Below are 16,391 nucleotides of genomic sequence, written 5' to 3' on the forward strand. Positions count from 1 at the left end.
ACGGAACCCCGGAGCGGGGGAGCCGATCGTGTACGAGGGGATTACGCTGGCCGGTCGATGACCTATCTCGACCACGCGGCGACCACGCCGATGCTGCCGGAGGCGGCGGCCACCCTCACCGAGGCGCTCGGGCGCGTCGGCAATGCGTCGTCCCTGCACTCGGCGGGCCGCCGGGCGCGGCGGGCGATCGAGGAGTCGCGCGAGTCGATCGCCGAGGCCGTCGGCGCCCTGCCGTCCGAGGTCGTGCTGGCCACCGGGGGCACGGAGGCCGACAACCTCGCCGTCAAGGGCCTCTACTGGGCCCGCCGCGCCGCCGACCCCCGCCGCACCCGCGTGCTCGTCTCGGCCGCGGAGCACCACGCGGTGCTCGACGCGGGGGAGTGGCTCGCCGAGCACGAGGGCGCCACCCTCGACGTACTGGGCGTCGACGCGACGGGCCGGGTCGACGTCGCGACCCTGCGGGAGGCGCTCGCCGCCCATCCCGGCGAGGTCGCCGTGGTCAGCGTCATGTGGGCCAACAACGAGGTCGGCACCGTCAACGACGTCCGGGCGCTGGCCGAGGTCGCGCACGAGTACGGGGTCCCGTTCCACACCGACGCCGTGCAGGCCGTCGGCGCCGTGCCCGTCGACTTCGCCGCCAGCGGCGTCGACGCGCTGTCGCTGACCGGCCACAAGCTCGGCGGGCCCGTCGGCGCCGGCGCCCTGCTGTTGCGCCGCGACGCCGCCTGCACCCCGCTGCTGCACGGCGGCGGGCAGGAGCGCGACGTCCGCTCCGGCACCCTCGACGTGCCCGGCGTGATGAGCCTGGCGACGGCCGTGCGGGCCGCCGTCGGCGACATCGAGCGGCGCACCGCCACCCTCACCGCCCTGCGCGACGACCTCGTGGCGCGCGTGGTCGCCGAGGTGCCCGACGCCCGCCTCAACGGCGTCCCGCTCGACCGGCCCGGCGAGCGCCTGCCCGGCAACGCGCACCTGTCGTTCCCCGGCTGCGAGGGCGACAGCCTGCTCATGCTGCTCGACGCCCGGGGCATCGAGTGCTCCACCGGCTCGGCCTGCACCGCCGGCGTCGCCCGCCCCAGCCACGTCCTGCTGGCCATGGGCCTCGACGACGACCTCGCCCGCGGCTCGCTGCGCTTCTCGCTCGGCCACAACTCCACGGCCGCCGACGTCGACGCCGTCGTCGAGGCGATCGGCCCCGTCGTCGAGCGCGCCCGCCGCGCCGGGGACGCGCTGGCGCGGTCATGAGGTGCCTTCGGCATGTGAGCACTTCGGAGTGCTGGAGCACTCCGAAGTGCTCACATGCGCGGAGCGCACCGTGAGGGTCCTGGCCGCGATGAGCGGCGGGGTCGACTCGGCGGTGGCGGCGGCGCGGCTGCGCGACGCGGGCCACGAGGTCACCGGCGTCCACCTCGCGCTCTCGGCGAAGCCCGCGACGATGCGCGAGGGCGCGCGGGGCTGCTGCTCGGTGGAGGACTCCCGCGACGCCCGGCGCTGCGCGGACGTCCTCGACATCCCGTTCTACGTCTGGGACCTCGCGACCCGCTTCCGCGACGACGTCGTCGAGCCCTTCGTCGCCGAGTACGCGGCCGGGCGCACGCCCAACCCGTGCCTGCGGTGCAACGAGAAGATCAAGTTCTCGGCGGTGCTGGAGCGGGCCCGGGCGCTGGGCTTCGACGCGGTAGGGACGGGTCACTACGCGCGGCTGGAGGACGGCCTGCTGCGCCGGGCCGTCGACCCGGACAAGGACCAGTCCTACGTCCTCGGCGTGCTGCGCCCCGACCAGCTCGAGGGCGCGCTCTTCCCGCTCGGCGACAGCCCGAAGGCGCAGGTCCGCGCGGAGGCGGCCGAGCGTGGGCTGGTCGTCGCGGAGAAGCCCGACAGCCACGACATCTGCTTCATCCCCTCCGGCGACACCCAGGCGTTCCTCGCCGAGCGCATCGACGAGGCGCCGGGGGAGATGGTCGACCCCTCCGGCGCGGTCGTCGGGCACCACCGCGGCGTCCACGACTTCACCGTCGGCCAGCGCCACGGCCTCGGCATCGCCCGTCCCGCCCCCGACGGGCGGCCGCGCTACGTCCTGGGTCTCGAGCCGGTCAGCCGGACGGTGCGCGTCGGCCCGGCCGAGGAGCTCGACGTCACGGAGCTGACCGCCTCCGACCCCGTGTGGCTCGTCGAGCCGCCGGTCGGTCCGCTCGCCTGCGCCGTCCAGGTCCGCGCCCACGGCGGGCTCGTCGCGGCGACCGTGCGGGTGGGCGACGACGGCGTCGACGTCGTGCTCGAGCAGCCCCTGCGCGGGGTCGCACCCGGCCAGGCGGCCGTGTTCTACCGGCCGGACGCCGACGGGGACGTCGTGCTCGGCAGCGCCACGATCGCCACCACCTCGCGCTGAGCCACGCCGGGCCGCTCTGGGCCGCTCTGAGCCGCTCTGAGCCGCCCCGGGCGTCTAGCGTCAGGAGTAGAATCGGGCTCAGCATGAGCACGCACTGCATCGGCTGCGGCGTCGTCCTCGACGCGGAGCGCGCCGAACTCGGATACACCTACTGCACCGCCCCGGCCTGCCAGGCCGAGTACCGCCGGGGCCCGACCGTCACCGCGGTGGCCGTCAACAAGAGCGGCGACGCCTTCCGCGTCGCCGAGCCCGACGAGATCGCCGCGCGCGCCGCCGCGGGCGAGTACGCCACGAAGAACACCGGCCTGGGGACCGTGCACGAGGCGACCCCCCACATCCCGGCGCCCCGACGGCCCCGGCAGGCGCGACCGGTCCGCGCCGCGACGCCGTCCTGGACCCCCGCCCAGGAGAACATCGTCCGGCTCTACGCCGACATGGGCCTCTCGCCCCGGCAGATCGTCGAGCGGGCCCGGCAGAACACGCCCCGGCTGGGCATCACCGAGAGCCTCGCGGTGCGGATCCTCTCCTCGGCGCGGCGCTCGCCCTAGGCTGCGCGGCCATGGGCTTCGAGGCGGAGAACATCCGCGACTGGCAGGGCAGGTCCGTCGTCGACCCCGCGGGCGGCAAGATCGGCAGCCTGGAGGCGATCTACGTCGACACGGTGTCCGACGAGCCCGTGTTCGCGACGGTCGTGGTCGGCATGGTCGGGCGCCGCCGGCTGGCGTTCGTGCCGCTGACCGGGGCGACGGTCGCCCCGGACCACGTGCGCGTGACGGTGGCCAAGGACCTCGCCAAGCACGCGCCGTCGATCGACACCGACGGCGAGCTCGCCGCCGAGGACGAGCCGGCGGTGTTCGAGCACTACGGCCTGCCGGCCGCCTCGGTCGGCGCCGCACGCCGCCTCGCCCGGCGCTGAGCCGTCAGACGATCGCGACCGGATCCAGCATCGAGCCGGTCGCACCCTGGATCTTGAGGGGCAACGCGACGAAGAGGAACTCGTACGCGCCGGCCCGGGCGAGCTCCTCGAGGTAGATGGACTCGAAGAGGTAGATCGCGTGCTCGATGAGCAGCAGGCTGTGCACCGGCTGCGGGTTGGCGGGGTCGCCGTAGTCGGGGGGCGGCTGGACCTCGAAGGTCTCGGTGTCGCTGCCCGCGGCCACGACCCCGCGGTCGAGCAGCCAGCGGGCGGCGGAGAGGTCGGGGCCGGCGGTGGCGTGACGGGTCATCGCCTCGGTGTCCGGCCAGTGCCCGAGGTACCCGGTGCGGATGAGCACGACGTCGCCGGCCCGGACCTCGACGCCCTGGTGCGCCGCGACGGCCGCCAGCTCGTCGGCGTCCACCACCGACGACCGCGGCAGGGCGTCCACCCCGCGGTGGCCCGGGACGTCGAGCAGGACGCCGCGGGAGACGAAGGGCGGCAGCTTCGAGGCGTCGCCGTGGCGCGGGCCGCTGTCACCGAGGTGCTCGCGCGGGTTGCCGCCGCCGTACCAGTGGTCGTCGTCGCCGATCGTGACGTGGGCCAGGGCGTCGACGTGGGCTCCGCTGTGCGACGTCGCGCTGAGCAGCTCGGCCATGTACCCGTAGCCGACGCCGTTGCGCGGACCCCACGGCTGGGCGCCCTCGGCGCGCAGCCCACCGGGGGTGCGCGCCATGCTCACCCGGAACGGCGGGTGCGCGCCGAACAGCGGCATGTCGGTGAACCGCGGCACCGCCAGCGAGAAGACCTCGCCGCGCGTGGGCAGGGCCAGCGCGGCGAGGATCTCCTCGGGACTGCGGAAGGCCGCCGGCCCGCGTTCCGGGTCGACCACGCTCACCGTCGGCCCTCCCGGGCGTCGGCGACCATGCCGACCACGCGCTCGGGCGTCATCGGCAGCTCGTCCACCCACACCCCGAGGGGACGCAGCGCGTCGTCGACGGCGCTCGCGATGGCCGTCGGGGCCACCAGCCGGCCGCCCTCCCCGGCCCCCTTCACCCCGTAGGTGGTGAACGGCGAGGGCGTCTCCAGGTGCTCGAGCACGATCTCGGGGACCTCGTGCATGCTCGGGAGCAGGTACTCCCGCAGCGTCGGGGTCTCCAGCGTCCCGTCGGAGTCGCCGTAGCGGTACTCCTCCATCAGCGCCGCCCCGATGCCCTGCACGATGCCGCCGACGACCTGCCCCTCGACCAGGGCCGGGTTCATCACGGTGCCGCAGTCGTTCACGACGTAGTAGGCGCGCAGCGTCACCTCGCCGGTCTCCGGGTCGACCTCGACGATCGGGATGTGGCAGGCGTGGGAGACCATCGGGTAGAAGGCGCCCAGGTCGCTGCGGTCGTCGGTGGGCGGCGTGAAGTACGGGTGGTCGTAGGTGTGCACCGCGACGAGACCGCTGCTCTCGGCCTTGCTGGTGCCGTCGTTGAACAGGTGGGCCCGCATCCCGACCTCGGCCATGGTCATCGACGTGCCCGGCGCCCCCTTCGCGCGGAACACGCCCTCGACGCACTCGACGTCCTCGGCGTCCATCTCCATGGCGCTCGCCGCGACCCGGATCATCTTGTCCTTGACGGTCCGCGCCGCGCCGCGGGTCGCGCCCGAGAGCATGATCGTGACGCGGCTGCCGCCGGGTCCGGCCGAGATCGCGCCGCTCGTGGAGTCGGCGTAGGCGACCGAGACCGACGACGGGTCGATGCCGAACTCCTCGGCGACGACCTGGCCGACGACGGTCTCGGGGCTGTTGCCCCACAGCGGGCAGCCGATCGTCGCGCGGACGCCGCCCATGGCGTCGACGTCGATCTTGCAGCTCTCCGGGGTGCTGGTCGCCGGGAGCGGCGCCTCGTCCCCGTAGAGGAACCACCACTCCGAGGCGTTGTAGCCCGAGCGCTCCTGGCAGGTGGCCAGGCCGATGCCGAGGTAGCGGCCCTCGGCGCGCAGCCGCTCCTGCTCGGTGCGCCACGCGTCGAGCCCGGCGATCTCGAGCGCGCGGTCGAGGACGGCCTCGTAGTCGCCGCTGTCGTAGATGTTGCCCGTCGGGATCTTGTACGGGAACTGGTCGGGCTGGATGAAGTTCCGCCGGCGCAGTTCGACGCGGTCGATGCCCATCTCCAGGGCGGCCTTGTCGACCAGCCGCTCCAGGATGAAGTTGCCCGGGTCGGCGCCCGCCCCGCGGAAGAAGCCCTGCTGGACCTTGTTCGTCAGCACGCACGAGACGTCGTAGCGCAGGCTCCCGATCCGGTAGGGGCCGACGGGCTGGGCCACCGCGTTGCCGTGCTGGCCGTGGGCGAACTGGAAGTAGGCGCCGTAGTCGTCGATGATCCGCAGCACCAGGCCGAGCATCTCGCCGTCCTCGGCCAGCGCCAGCTCCGCGTCGTAGATCCGGTCGCAGCCGACGTTGTCGTTCGCCGCGACGTTGTCGGCGCGGTCCTCGAGGTACTGCACGGGACGCCCACAGGCCTTGCTGAGCGCCCCGGTGATCGAGATGACCTTGGTGATCAGGTGCTTGCTGCCGAAGCTGCCGCCCACCGTGCACGGGATCATGCGCAGCCGGTTCGTCGACACCCGCAGGATCCCGGCGAACGCCCACGGCAGGAAGTTGATGAAGTTGCTGTTCGACCAGACCGTCATCGACTCGCCGAACGGGTCCCAGTGGGCCACCGCTCCGGCCGTCTCGATCGGGTGCGCCCCCATCCGGTGCCACCGCGCGCTCGACCGGACGATCGTGTGCGCTCGGGCCAGGTCCGCGTCCACCTCGCCCCAGTCCAGGCTGCGGTGGAAGACGACGTTCGAGTCCAGGGTCTCGTGCACCTTCGTCGCCGACGGGTCCATCGCCGCGACCGGGTCGACGAGGGCGGGCAGGACCTCGTACTCGACGCGGATCCGCGCGCAGGCGTCCTCGGCGATGTAGCGGTCGGTGGCCGCGACGGCGGCGACGGCCTCGCCGGGGTAGCGCACGCGGTCGACGGCGATCGCGCGCTGCTCCACCGGTTCGGCGCAGAACGCCGGCATCGGGTCGACGTACCCGGTGGCCGTCGCGCCCGTGAGCACCACGACGACGCCGGGCAGCGCCTCGGCCTCCGACGTGTCGATCGAGAGGATCCGGGCGTGGGCGTGCGGGCTGCGCAGCACCGCGCCGTGCAGCATCCCGGGCAGGACGACGTCGCCGATGTAGCCGGCGCGCCCGGTCAGCAGCTTCGGGTCCTCCTTGCGGGGGACGCTCTGCCCGACCCAGCGACGGGTCTCGGTGGCGGGCTCCTCGATGGTGCTCATGCGCGGACCTCGCTCTGCTCGTCGGCCATGATCCGCCCGGCGGTGCGCACCGACCGCACGATGTTCTGGTAGCCGGTGCAGCGGCACAGGTTGCCGCCCAGCGCCTCCTCGACGTCCTCGCGGTCGGGTTCGGGGACGCGTTCGAGCAGCTCACAGGCGCCCATCAGCATCCCGGGGGTGCAGAAGCCGCACTGCAGGCCGTGCTCCTGGGTGAACGCCCGCTGGATGGGGTGCAGGGTGCCGTCGGCCGCGGCCAGCGACTCCACGGTGCGCACGGACGAGCCGTCGAGCTGCGCCGCGAAGACCAGGCAGGAGCGGGTCGCGGTGTCGTCGACGATCACCGTGCACGCGCCGCAGACGCCCTGCTCGCACCCCAGGTGCGTGCCCGCGAGGGCCAGGTCGTTGCGCAGCAGGTCGGCCAGCAGGGTGCGTGGCTCGACGAGGAGGTCGTGGCGGGTGCCGTTCACGGTGATCCGGACGCGGACCTTGTCAGGCATCGGTCGTCTCCTTCGGCGAGGCCGCACGGGCGAAGGCGGTGCGCAGGGCGCGGGCGGTGAGCACGCGGGCGAGGTGTCGGCGGAAGTCGGCCGAGCCGTGGCAGCTCGGGATCGGGTTCGTGCCGTCGGCGGCGACCGCCGCGGCCTCGGTGAACGCGGCCGGGCCGTCGGCACCGAGGACCGCGGCCTCGACGGCGGGGACACGGATCGGGCGTTCGTCGGCGCCGCAGAGCGCGACGCGCACGTGGGAGACCCGTCCGTCGTCGCCGACGCCGACGACGGCGGCGGCCCCGCAGACCGGCAGGTCACCGTGCCGGCGGGTGAGCTCGACGAAGGCGCTCCCGGTGCGGCCGGGCGCTGCGGGCACGTCGACCGCCACCACCATCTCGTCGGGCGCGAGCGAGGTGCGGAACGGGCCGGTGAAGAAGTCGTCGGCGGCGACGGTCCGCTCGGCGGCGCGGCTGCGGACCTTGACGAGCCCGTCGAGCGCGAGCAGGGCGGTCGGCAGCTCGGCGGACGGGTCGGCGAAGGCGACGCTGCCGACGACGGTGCCGCGGGCGCGCACCGGCGCGTGGGCGACCTGCGCGCCGGCCTCGGCCAGCAGCGGGGCGTACGCGGCGACCTCTCCGGAGAGCTCGCTGGTGCGCTGGCGGACCGTGGCCCCGAGACGCAGGGTGGACGACCCGTTGTCGCCGAAGAGGCCGAGCGTGTCCAGCCCCGGCACCCGGTTGATGTCGATCACCACGGCCGGGCTGACCTGGCGCGCGTTCATCATCCGCACGAGGCTCTGCCCGCCCGCCAGCACGCGCGCCTCGTCGCCGTGCTCGGCGAGGAGGTCGAGCGCTTCGTCGAGTTCTCGGGGTGCCGCGTACTCGAACGGCGCAGGCTTCATGGGCACCTCCGGGGTGCTGGTGTGCGCGACCGACGTCCCGATGCCGGGTCGTGGGGGAGGCCGACGGGTGGTGGACGGATGTCGGCGGATCGCACCGTGAGGTGTGCCTCAGATCACAGCGCCCGCCGATGCTGGCGGGTGGGCCCGGACTTAAGCAACGTTAAGTCGGACCCGTTCGCCCCACGGCGTCCGAATGGCCCTCGCCGCTGCGACGGGCAGCCTTAACGTTGCTTAACGGTCGTGGGCGGGCCAACGCTGACGCGGCCCCCACGCGACTCGAGCCCGAAGGCGGTCGCCATGCCCGCACCGCGCAAAGTGATCATCACCTGTGCCGTGACCGGCGCGATCCACACGCCGTCGATGTCGAAGTACCTGCCGGTGTCGCCGGGCGAGATCGCCGAGGCCGCCCTGGGTGCCGCGGAGGCGGGCGCGGCGATCGTCCATCTCCACGCCCGCGATCCGCACGACGGCCGGCCGTCCCAGGACCCGGCGCACTTCGTGCCGATCCTCGAGGAGCTCAAGCGCCACACCGACGCCGTCGTCAACCTGACCACCGGCGGCTCCCCGCACATGACGGTGGACGAGCGGATGCGGCCGGCGCGGGAGTTCGCGCCCGAGCTCGCCTCGCTGAACATGGGGTCGATGAACCTCGGCCTCTACCCGATGCTGGGCCGGTTCACCGAGTTCGAGCACGCCTGGGAGCGCGAGCACCTGGAGAAGAGCCGGGACCTCGTCTTCAAGAACACCTTCGCCGACATCGAGACCGTCCTCGAGATCGGGCGGGCGGGCGGCACCCGGTTCGAGTTCGAGTGCTACGACACCTCCCACCTCTACAACCTCGCGCACTTCCGGGACCGGGGCCTGACGCAGGGCCCGCTGTTCGTCCAGACCGTGATGGGGCTCCTCGGCGGGATCGGGCCGCACCCCGAGGACCTCATGCACCTGCGCCGCACCGCGAACCGCCTGTTCGGCGAGGGCCACGAGTGGTCGGTCCTGGGCGCCGGCCGTCACCAGATGCCGTTGGCGGCCATCGGGGCGGCGGCCGGTTCGCACGTCCGCGTCGGCCTCGAGGACTCGCTGTGGATCGGCCCGGGCCGGCTCGCCGAGAGCAACGCCGAGCAGGTGGGACGCGCGCGGGACATCGTCGAGTCCCTCGGCCTCGAGATCGCCACCCCGGACGAGGCCCGGGCCGTCCTCGGGCTGAAGGGCCGTGACGCGGTCGGGTTCTGACGGCAGGCTGTCCCGGGTGACCGGCGACGCGCGGCCCCGCACGGGCATCCGCGCGCGGCGCGTGTCCGCGGCGGACGTCGCCCGCCGGGCCGGGGTGTCGGCGGCGACCGTCTCCTACGCGCTCAACGGCCGGCCCGGCGTCTCGCCGGAGGTGCGGGCCCGCGTGCTCGCGACGGCGGCCGAGCTCGGTCATCCGCTCGACCGCTACGAACGCACGCAAGAGCCCGAGCCCTCCCGGGTGCTCGGGCTGGTGCTCACCGACATCAGCAACCCGTTCTACTCGGAGTTCTCGGCCGGGACGATCGACATCGCCCGCGCGCAGGGCTACGAGGTCTTCGTCGCCCACACCCAGGAGAGCTCGCCGACGCTGGACACGGTGATCCGGACGATGATCGCCCGCCGCGTGGACGGGATGGTCCTGACCTCGCTGCACACCGACGACGGCGACGCCATCCGGACGCTGCGCCGCGCCGAGATGCCGTTCGTGCAGGTGAGCCGCCGGATTCCGGGGCTGCGGGCCGACTTCATCGGGGTGGACGAGACGGCGCTCTCGTCCGACATCCTGCGCCACCTCCTGGGCCACGGGTACACCGATCTCGCGATCATCACCGGCTCGCAGAGCTCGTCGTCGTCGGCGGAGCGGGCCCGGACCTTCGTCGCCACCGCCGCCGAGCTCGGGGTCCCGCTGCCCCCGCACCGGCGGTTCATCGCCTTCCTCAACGCCGAGGGCGGGCGGCGCGTCGCGCAGCACCTCATCGACGCGGACGACCTCCCGCGCGCGATCGCGTGCGGGTCCGACGCGATCGCCTCCGGGGTCATCGGGACGCTGCGCGAGCACGACATCCGGGTGCCCGACGACGTCGCCGTCACCGGCATCGACGGTGTCTTCCCCGGCGCGTCGATGCTGGCCGAGCTCACGACCATCACCCTCGCGCGGCGCGCCATGGCGCAGTCCGCGGTGGAACAGCTCATCCGGCGCATCGACGGGCACGGGGGCATCGCCCTGGACGAGACCGTGCCCCACACCCTGCGCATCGGCACGAGCTGCGGCTGCCCCCGCTCGGTCACGGCCGGGCCGCGCCGACCTGGACCGCGCGCACCATGAGCGCGACCTGGAGCTCGAACAGGCCCTCCTGACGCCGGGGGTCGGTGCCCGCGAGCTCGGCGACGCGGCGCAGGCGGTAGCTGATCGTGTGCGGGTGCACGTGCAGCGTGCGCGCGGTGTCGGCGGTGGAGCACCCGCTGCGCACCCAGACCCGCAGGGTCGCGACGAGGTCGGTGCCCCGGGTGCGGTCGTGCTCCTCGAGGGCGCCCAGCCGGTGGTCGGCCAGACGGCGCAGCCCGTCGGGGGTGCCGGTCTCGAGCAGGAGCGCGGCGACGCCGAGGTCGTCGAGGTCGAGCACGCCGGTCGTGCCGGCCTCGGCCGCCAGCGCGTGGGCCGTGCGGACCATCCGCCAGGCCGGCGGATAGCCGTCGGTGGCGGTCACCGTCGGACCGATCACCACCGGACCGGGGACCCCGGCGAACGCCGCCGCGAGCCGGGCCCGGTCGGCCTCCGGGACCAGGACGACCAGGGCGCCCTCGTGCTCGCCGACCAGGGGTGACCCGCCGAGCACGGGCGCGGTGCCGGTCGGGGCCAGCACGACGGTGTGCGGGCGGCGCAGGTCGTGGTGCAGGGCGTCGGAGCGGTCGAGCAGGCTGCGCTCGTCGCCGGTGCCGCTGACCAGCTCCACCGCCAGGTCACGCGTGAGCCGCAGCTCGGTCTCGACGGCCTGGCGGCGCCGGAGCATCTCCAGCGCGACGAGCAGCGAGAAGCGCTCGATCACCGGTCGGTCGGCCCAGCCGTCGACCCGGGCCACCCAGAGGCGCGCGACGAGCTCGCCGGCGACGGCGATCGGGGCCACCCAGGCCCCTGCCGACCCGCCGAGCGGCACCTGCACCATCGTCCGGTGGGCGTCCGCGGCGGCCAGCGTCCGGCGCAGCGCCCGGGACCGCGCGGTCGGCGGCACCCCGGCCACCTCCGGGCCCGCCCGGCCGAGCGGGGAGCCCTCCGGGGTCTCCAGGGTCACCGACGCGTCCAGCGCGGCGGCGAGGGCGTCGAGGACGCCGTCGAGCCCGGCGTCGTCGAGCAGCAGCCGCATCAGCTCGCGGTCCTGTTGCTCGGCCCGCTCCAGGCGCCGGATGGTGGCCTGCTCCGCGGCGCGGAGCTCCGCGGTGCGCAGGACCGTTCCGGCGTACTGGGCCATCAGCTCGGCGGCGGCGAGCTCGTCCGGCGCGAGGTCGCGCACGTGCCCGGTGTAGCCGACGAGCACGCCGGCCAGGTCCCGGCCGTCGAGTCCGCCCAGTGGCACGGCGAGCAGGGAGCGGATGCCCTCGGTCAGGGCGAGCTCGCGCCACGGCCAGGTGGCGTCGGTGGCGCCCACGTCGCGGAGCACGACGGTGCGCCGCTCGCGGACGGCCCGGGCGGCGGGCAGGTCGGACTCGCGCCCGCTGGGGTGCACCAGCAGCGGGGCCTGCCGCTCGAGGTCGCGGCGGTAGCGCTCGGTCAGCGCGTGACCGGCCGTCAGCACGAGACGCTCGCCGGTGTCGTCGAGCAGCATCACCGAGCACGAGTCGGTGCGCACGAGCGCGCAGGTGTGCCGGGCGATCCGGCTCAGCAGGGCCTCGCGGGGTTCGTCGGCGTTGAGCGCGCGCAGGATGTCCGCGGCCGCCGTCATCCATTCCGCGTGCGTCGCCGGCACAACCGACCCCCGTCCCCGTTGGTCGGGGAGCCATAGCGTAGCCGCGCCGTCCGGACGACCCTGTGTCCCGGTCACTCGTCGACGGAGGGGGCGCCCTGGTGTACCGGGTCGGGATCGATGTCGGGGGAACCTTCACCGACTGCGTGGCGGTGGACGAGGTCACCGGCGCGGTGACGACGTGCAAGGTGCCCACCACCTCCCACGACCAGTCCGAGGGGTTCCTCGCCGGCATCGCCGCGCTCGGGATCCCGATGGCGGAGATCTCGCTGGTCCTGCACGGCTGCACCGTCGGGCTCAACGCCGTGCTCACGCGTACCGGTGCGACGATCGGGGTGATCACGACCGAGGGGTTCCGCGACGTCCTGGCCATGGGCCGGGGACAGCGCCCCAGCGGCGACCAGTTCAACCCGCGCTGGCAGCGGGCGTTCGGCGACGCCCGCGAGCCGTTCTGCCCGCGCTGGCTGCGCCGCACGGTGCCCGGGCGGATCGACCGCACCGGGCGCGAGGTCGTCGCGCTGGACGAGGAGGCGCTGGCCGACGAGGTCCGGTTCCTCGTCGGGCGCGGGGTCGAGGCGATCCTGGTCTGCTTCCTCAACGCCTACGCCGACGACAAGCACGAACGGCGCGCGGCGTCGATCGCCGCCGAGCTGGCCGAGGTGCCGGTCTGGACGTCGACCGGCGTGCACCCGTGCTTCAAGGAGTACCCGCGCTTCTCGACGGCCGTGGTCAACACCTACGTCGGGCCGCCGGTGCAGCGCTACCTCGACCGCGCCGAGCGCCGCCTCGCCGAGGCCGGCTACACCGGACCGCTGATGGTGATGCAGTCCAACGGCGGCGTGCTCCCGGTGGGCACCGCCCGCGAACGCCCGGCGTACACGTTGCAGTCCGGGCCGACCGGGGGCGTCACGGGCGCCCACCGGGGCGGGCAGCGCCTCGGGGCGCCGGACCTCATCACGCTCGACATCGGCGGGACGAGCGCGGACTGCGCGGTCGTGGTCGGCGGGGAGCCGGTCGTGACCACCGAGCTCGAGATCGAGCACGACGTGATCATCGCGCTCCCGGCGATGGCCGTGCACTCGATCGGCGCGGGCGGCGGCTCGCTGGCCTGGGTCGACCGGCGCGGAGCGTTGCGGGTCGGCCCGCGCAGCGCGGGCGCGGACCCCGGCCCGGCCTGCTACGGGCGCGGCGGCACCGAGCCCACGGTGACCGACGCGCTGGCCGTCCTGGGCATCCTCGACCCGGCGCGGTTCATGGGCGGGACGTCGACCTTCGACACCGACGCGGCGCGCGCGGCGTTCGCGCCGATCACGCGGGCCACGGACCTGAGCACCGAGTCCGCCGCCCGAGCGGTCCTGGACATCGCGACCGCCGCGATGGTCGAGGCGGCCCGCGAGGTGTCGGTCTACAACGGCATCGACCCGCGCCGCTTCGGGCTCTACGTCTACGGCTCGGCGGGCCCGGTCTTCGGCGCGCGGATCGGGCGGGCACTGGGCAGCGAGTCGGTGGTCGTCCCCCCGCAGCCCGGGGAGCTGAGCGCCTACGGGCTCGCGCTCGCCGACCTGCGCATGGACGTCGGCGAGCCGGTCGTCCGGGCCCTGGGCGCGCTCGTGCCGGACGAGCTGGAGGCGGCCTACACGCGCCTGCGCGACGACGCGGCGCGGACGCTGGGCCGCACGCAGCGCAGCGCAGCCGCAGCGCCGGAGGCCGGGTACGGCGAGCGGGACATCTCCTACACCCGCTGGCTCGACGGCCGCTACCAGGGCCAGACCTGGGAGACCAACGGCGTCCCGGTGCCCGAGCGCCCCCTCGACGACGCCGCCATCGACGAGCTGCGCACGAACTTCGACGCCACCCACCGCCGCACCTGGGGCTACGCCGTCCCGCGCGCGGACGTGAAGGCGACGATGGCCCGGGTCACCGCGACCGTCGAGCTCGGGACGCCCGACGCACCGGCGCCCGTGGTGGTCGACGGGATCGGCGCCCCCCGGAGCGCGCGCGTGCACCTCGACGGGCGGTGGCAGGAGGTCCCGGTGCTGGCGCGCGACGGGCTCGCGGCGGGGGCGGGGGTGGAGGGCCCGGCGCTGATCGTCCAGCCGACGGCGACGACGGTGCTGGAGGCGGGCGACGTGATGACCGTCGACGGGACCGGCCACATGATCATCACGTGGGGGCGGGCATGAGCGACCAGGTCGCGCTCGAGATCATCCGCAGCGCCTTCTTCGCGACCGTGCGCCAGGCCGGCCGGATCATCCTGCGGTCGAGCTTCTCGCCGATCATCCGCGACGCGTTCGACTTCTGCGTGACGCTGATCGGCCCCGAGGACCTCGAGCGCGGCCTCGCGCACGACGTCGTCGCGATGAACGAGAGCCTCGCGCACTTCTCCGGCGTCATGCCGTTCATGGTGCGCAACCTGCTCTGGGAGTACGGCGTCGAGAACCTGCGCCCCGGCGACATGATCGCGGTGAACAACCCCTTCAAGGGCGGCAACCACGTCTACGACAACGGGTTCTACAAGCCCGTCTTCGTCGGCGACCGGCTCATCGGCGGGGTCGCGGTCAAGGCGCATCTGATGGACATGGGCGGGGTCACCGCGGGCGGCTACTCGACGCGCAAGCGGTCGCTGTTCGAGGAGGGCGTCGTCATCGCGGGCGTGCCCGTCTACAAGGACGACCGTCCGTGGACGCCGGGCTTCAACCTGTACTTCGACAACTCCCGGCTGCCCGACAACATGATCGCCGACCTGCAGGCCATGCACAGTGCCTGCACGTTCGCCGAGGAGCGCCTGCACGCCCTCGCGGAGACCCACGGCGTCGACACCGTGCACGACGCGATGGCCTACACGCTCGACTACGCCGACCGCTCGATGCGCGAGGGCCTGCGCGCGCTGCCCGACGGCGACTTCGTCGGCGAGGACGGCATCGACGCCGACGCGTTCCACGACGAGCCGTACGTCGTGCGCACCACCGTCCGCAAGCGCGGCGACGAGGTCGAGGTCGACTTCTCGGGCTCCACGCGGGAGGCGGCGTCGTCGGTGAACTGCTCGGTGTTCGACGCCGCGAACGGCGTCTACACCGCGCTGAAGTTCCTCTGCGACCCGCACAACCCGAACAACGCCGGGGCGTTCCGGTGCATCACCGTGGTCGCGCCGGAGGGCACGTTCATCACGGCGCGGCCGCCGGCGGCGACGACGATGTACTTCGACGCGGCCGAGGCGGTGTTCAACGCCGTCACCAAGGCGATCATCTCCGGTGCTCCGCCGGGGTCCGGCTTCGGTGGGCACTACGGGTCGAACATGGGCCTGTTGATGACCGGCAGCACCACGGCCCCGCCGTCCGGGCCCCGTCGCAACACGGGCGACGGCATCGCGGAGCGCCTCGCCGCGGCGACCCAGTCGATCCCGGTCGTGCTGGAGGACCCCACGGGGTCGGGACGCAAGCTGTTCGTCGCGCCGATGCTGGCGCTCGGGGGCTTCGGGGCGTCCGCGGAGGGCGACGGCGAGAACTTCGTGTCGATGAGCCAGCAGAACCTCATGGACATGTCGATCGAGTCGATCGAGGAGGACCACCCCGTCGTCGTCCTGCGCAAGGAGTTCGTCGCCGACACCGCCGGACCCGGCGCGCACCGCGGCGGTGCGGGCGTCGTCTACGACCGGATGCTCGTCGGCGAGGCCGACGTCTACCCGATGCTCCTGCACCTGCGGATCCTTCCCTGGGGTGCGGACGGCGGAGGCGCCGGGCGACCCGGCGGGGCCTGGATCGGGGAGCCGGACGGAGGCTCCGCCGCCGCACGGTGGCTGCGCTCGTCCGACGAGGACATCCGGCCGCTGGGCGGGTACTTCGACGACTCGGGGGCGGCCGCGGCGCCGTACGAGGGACGGTGGCACTCCGGGAACGCCGACATCGCCGCCACCCCGGGGACGCTCCTGCGCGTGCGCACGCCGGGGGCCGGGGGCTGGGGAGCGGCGTTCGCCCGCGACCCGGACGCGGTCCTGCGCGACGTGCGCGACGGCTTCGTGACGTTCGAGGGCGCCCGCGTCGACTACGGCGTGGTGATCCTGGGCGACGTCGACGAGGGGCCCGACGAGCTGACCGTGGACCGCGAGGCGACGCAAGCGCTGCGGAGAGACGCCGCGCGACGGACCCCGACGACGGAGGAGGGCTCGTGACGATGCTGTTCGGGCGGCCCGAGGAGCCGGAGCTCACCGTCACGCGGGCCGACCTCGACGAGACCTGCCCGTCGTGCGGGGGCACGGCGGTGCAGGGCTACCCGCTGCTCGAGGTGACCGGCTGGTGCCTCGTCGCGCGCTGCGCCGACTGCCTGCACGTGCTCCGCCGCGAACCCAGCCCGACGCCGTTCGGCTTCAGCTACGTGCCCTACAGCGTCCACCTGCGATGATGATCGA

Annotated in this window: 14 protein-coding genes; 9 read left to right on the top strand and 5 right to left on the bottom strand. The window is 74.2% G+C overall.

Annotated elements, in window-relative coordinates; genetic code table 11:
* The first annotated feature begins 57 nt into the window (after positions 1-57).
* From PH191_RS03755 to PH191_RS03770, 4 genes are all read left to right on the top strand, one after another.
* Positions 58-1,245, top strand: a complete 1,188-nt coding sequence (locus PH191_RS03755; RefSeq protein WP_274193274.1) for a cysteine desulfurase family protein — start codon at positions 58-60, stop codon at positions 1,243-1,245.
* Positions 1,246-1,315: 70 nt separating this feature from the next.
* Entirely contained in the window at positions 1,316-2,389 is a 1,074-nt protein-coding gene (gene mnmA / locus PH191_RS03760; protein WP_274193275.1) for a tRNA 2-thiouridine(34) synthase MnmA, read from the top strand.
* Positions 2,390-2,472: 83 nt separating this feature from the next.
* Complete coding sequence (locus PH191_RS03765) at positions 2,473-2,937, top strand: hypothetical protein (protein ID WP_274193276.1); 465 nt, start codon at positions 2,473-2,475, stop codon at positions 2,935-2,937.
* A gap of 11 nt (positions 2,938-2,948) precedes the next feature.
* Positions 2,949-3,305 carry a PRC-barrel domain-containing protein gene (locus tag PH191_RS03770; protein WP_274189469.1) on the top strand — a complete coding sequence of 119 codons (357 nt, stop codon included), beginning with the start codon at positions 2,949-2,951 and terminating at the stop codon, positions 3,303-3,305.
* A 4-nt stretch (positions 3,306-3,309) separates the two neighbouring features.
* On the opposite strand, the gene PH191_RS03775 is transcribed toward PH191_RS03770, so the two are convergent.
* From PH191_RS03775 to PH191_RS03790, 4 genes are read right to left on the bottom strand one after another with little or no spacing between them, the layout of a single operon-like run.
* Positions 3,310-4,203: a cyclase family protein gene (locus PH191_RS03775; RefSeq protein ID WP_274193277.1), complete on the bottom strand. Its 894-nt coding sequence runs from the start codon at positions 4,201-4,203 to the stop codon at positions 3,310-3,312.
* Complete coding sequence (locus tag PH191_RS03780) at positions 4,200-6,629, bottom strand: xanthine dehydrogenase family protein molybdopterin-binding subunit (protein WP_274193278.1); 2,430 nt, start codon at positions 6,627-6,629, stop codon at positions 4,200-4,202. Before PH191_RS03780 ends, PH191_RS03775 begins: the two co-directional genes overlap by 4 nt.
* Positions 6,626-7,126 (bottom strand): (2Fe-2S)-binding protein, encoded by a 501-nt coding sequence (locus tag PH191_RS03785; RefSeq protein ID WP_274193279.1) that lies wholly within the window; start codon positions 7,124-7,126, stop codon positions 6,626-6,628. The genes PH191_RS03780 and PH191_RS03785 overlap by 4 nt, the downstream gene beginning before the upstream one ends.
* On the bottom strand, positions 7,119-8,018 hold the full coding sequence (locus PH191_RS03790; RefSeq protein WP_274193280.1) for an FAD binding domain-containing protein: 900 nt from the start codon (positions 8,016-8,018) through the stop codon (positions 7,119-7,121). The genes PH191_RS03785 and PH191_RS03790 overlap by 8 nt, the downstream gene beginning before the upstream one ends.
* A 297-nt stretch (positions 8,019-8,315) precedes the next feature.
* On the opposite strand from PH191_RS03790, the gene kce reads away from it, so the two are divergent.
* Both kce and PH191_RS03800 read left to right on the top strand, forming a co-directional pair.
* Positions 8,316-9,248: a 3,5-dioxohexanoate:acetyl-CoA acetone transferase gene (kce, locus tag PH191_RS03795; protein ID WP_274193281.1), complete on the top strand. Its 933-nt coding sequence runs from the start codon at positions 8,316-8,318 to the stop codon at positions 9,246-9,248.
* Between the two features lie 16 nt (positions 9,249-9,264).
* Complete coding sequence (locus tag PH191_RS03800; RefSeq protein WP_274193282.1) at positions 9,265-10,353, top strand: LacI family DNA-binding transcriptional regulator; 1,089 nt, start codon at positions 9,265-9,267, stop codon at positions 10,351-10,353.
* On the opposite strand, the gene PH191_RS03805 is transcribed toward PH191_RS03800, so the two are convergent.
* Positions 10,313-11,965 (bottom strand): helix-turn-helix domain-containing protein, encoded by a 1,653-nt coding sequence (locus tag PH191_RS03805; protein WP_274193283.1) that lies wholly within the window; start codon positions 11,963-11,965, stop codon positions 10,313-10,315. The genes PH191_RS03800 and PH191_RS03805 overlap by 41 nt on opposite strands.
* A 122-nt stretch (positions 11,966-12,087) precedes the next feature.
* Between PH191_RS03805 and PH191_RS03810 the strand changes: the two genes are divergently transcribed.
* The 3 genes from PH191_RS03810 to PH191_RS03820 are packed head-to-tail and all read left to right on the top strand — an operon-like array spanning position 12,088 to position 16,384.
* The gene (locus tag PH191_RS03810) at positions 12,088-14,169 is read left to right on the top strand and encodes a hydantoinase/oxoprolinase family protein (protein ID WP_274193284.1); all 2,082 of its coding nucleotides are present in this window, start codon (positions 12,088-12,090) and stop codon (positions 14,167-14,169) included.
* Complete coding sequence (locus tag PH191_RS03815; RefSeq protein WP_274193285.1) at positions 14,166-16,154, top strand: hydantoinase B/oxoprolinase family protein; 1,989 nt, start codon at positions 14,166-14,168, stop codon at positions 16,152-16,154. The genes PH191_RS03810 and PH191_RS03815 overlap by 4 nt, the downstream gene beginning before the upstream one ends.
* On the top strand, positions 16,151-16,384 hold the full coding sequence (locus tag PH191_RS03820; RefSeq protein ID WP_274193286.1) for a hypothetical protein: 234 nt from the start codon (positions 16,151-16,153) through the stop codon (positions 16,382-16,384). The genes PH191_RS03815 and PH191_RS03820 overlap by 4 nt, the downstream gene beginning before the upstream one ends.
* Positions 16,385-16,391 lie beyond the last annotated feature (7 nt).

It is taken from the genome of Actinomycetospora callitridis (assembly GCF_028737265.1).
Lineage (GTDB): Bacteria > Actinomycetota > Actinomycetes > Mycobacteriales > Pseudonocardiaceae > Actinomycetospora > Actinomycetospora callitridis.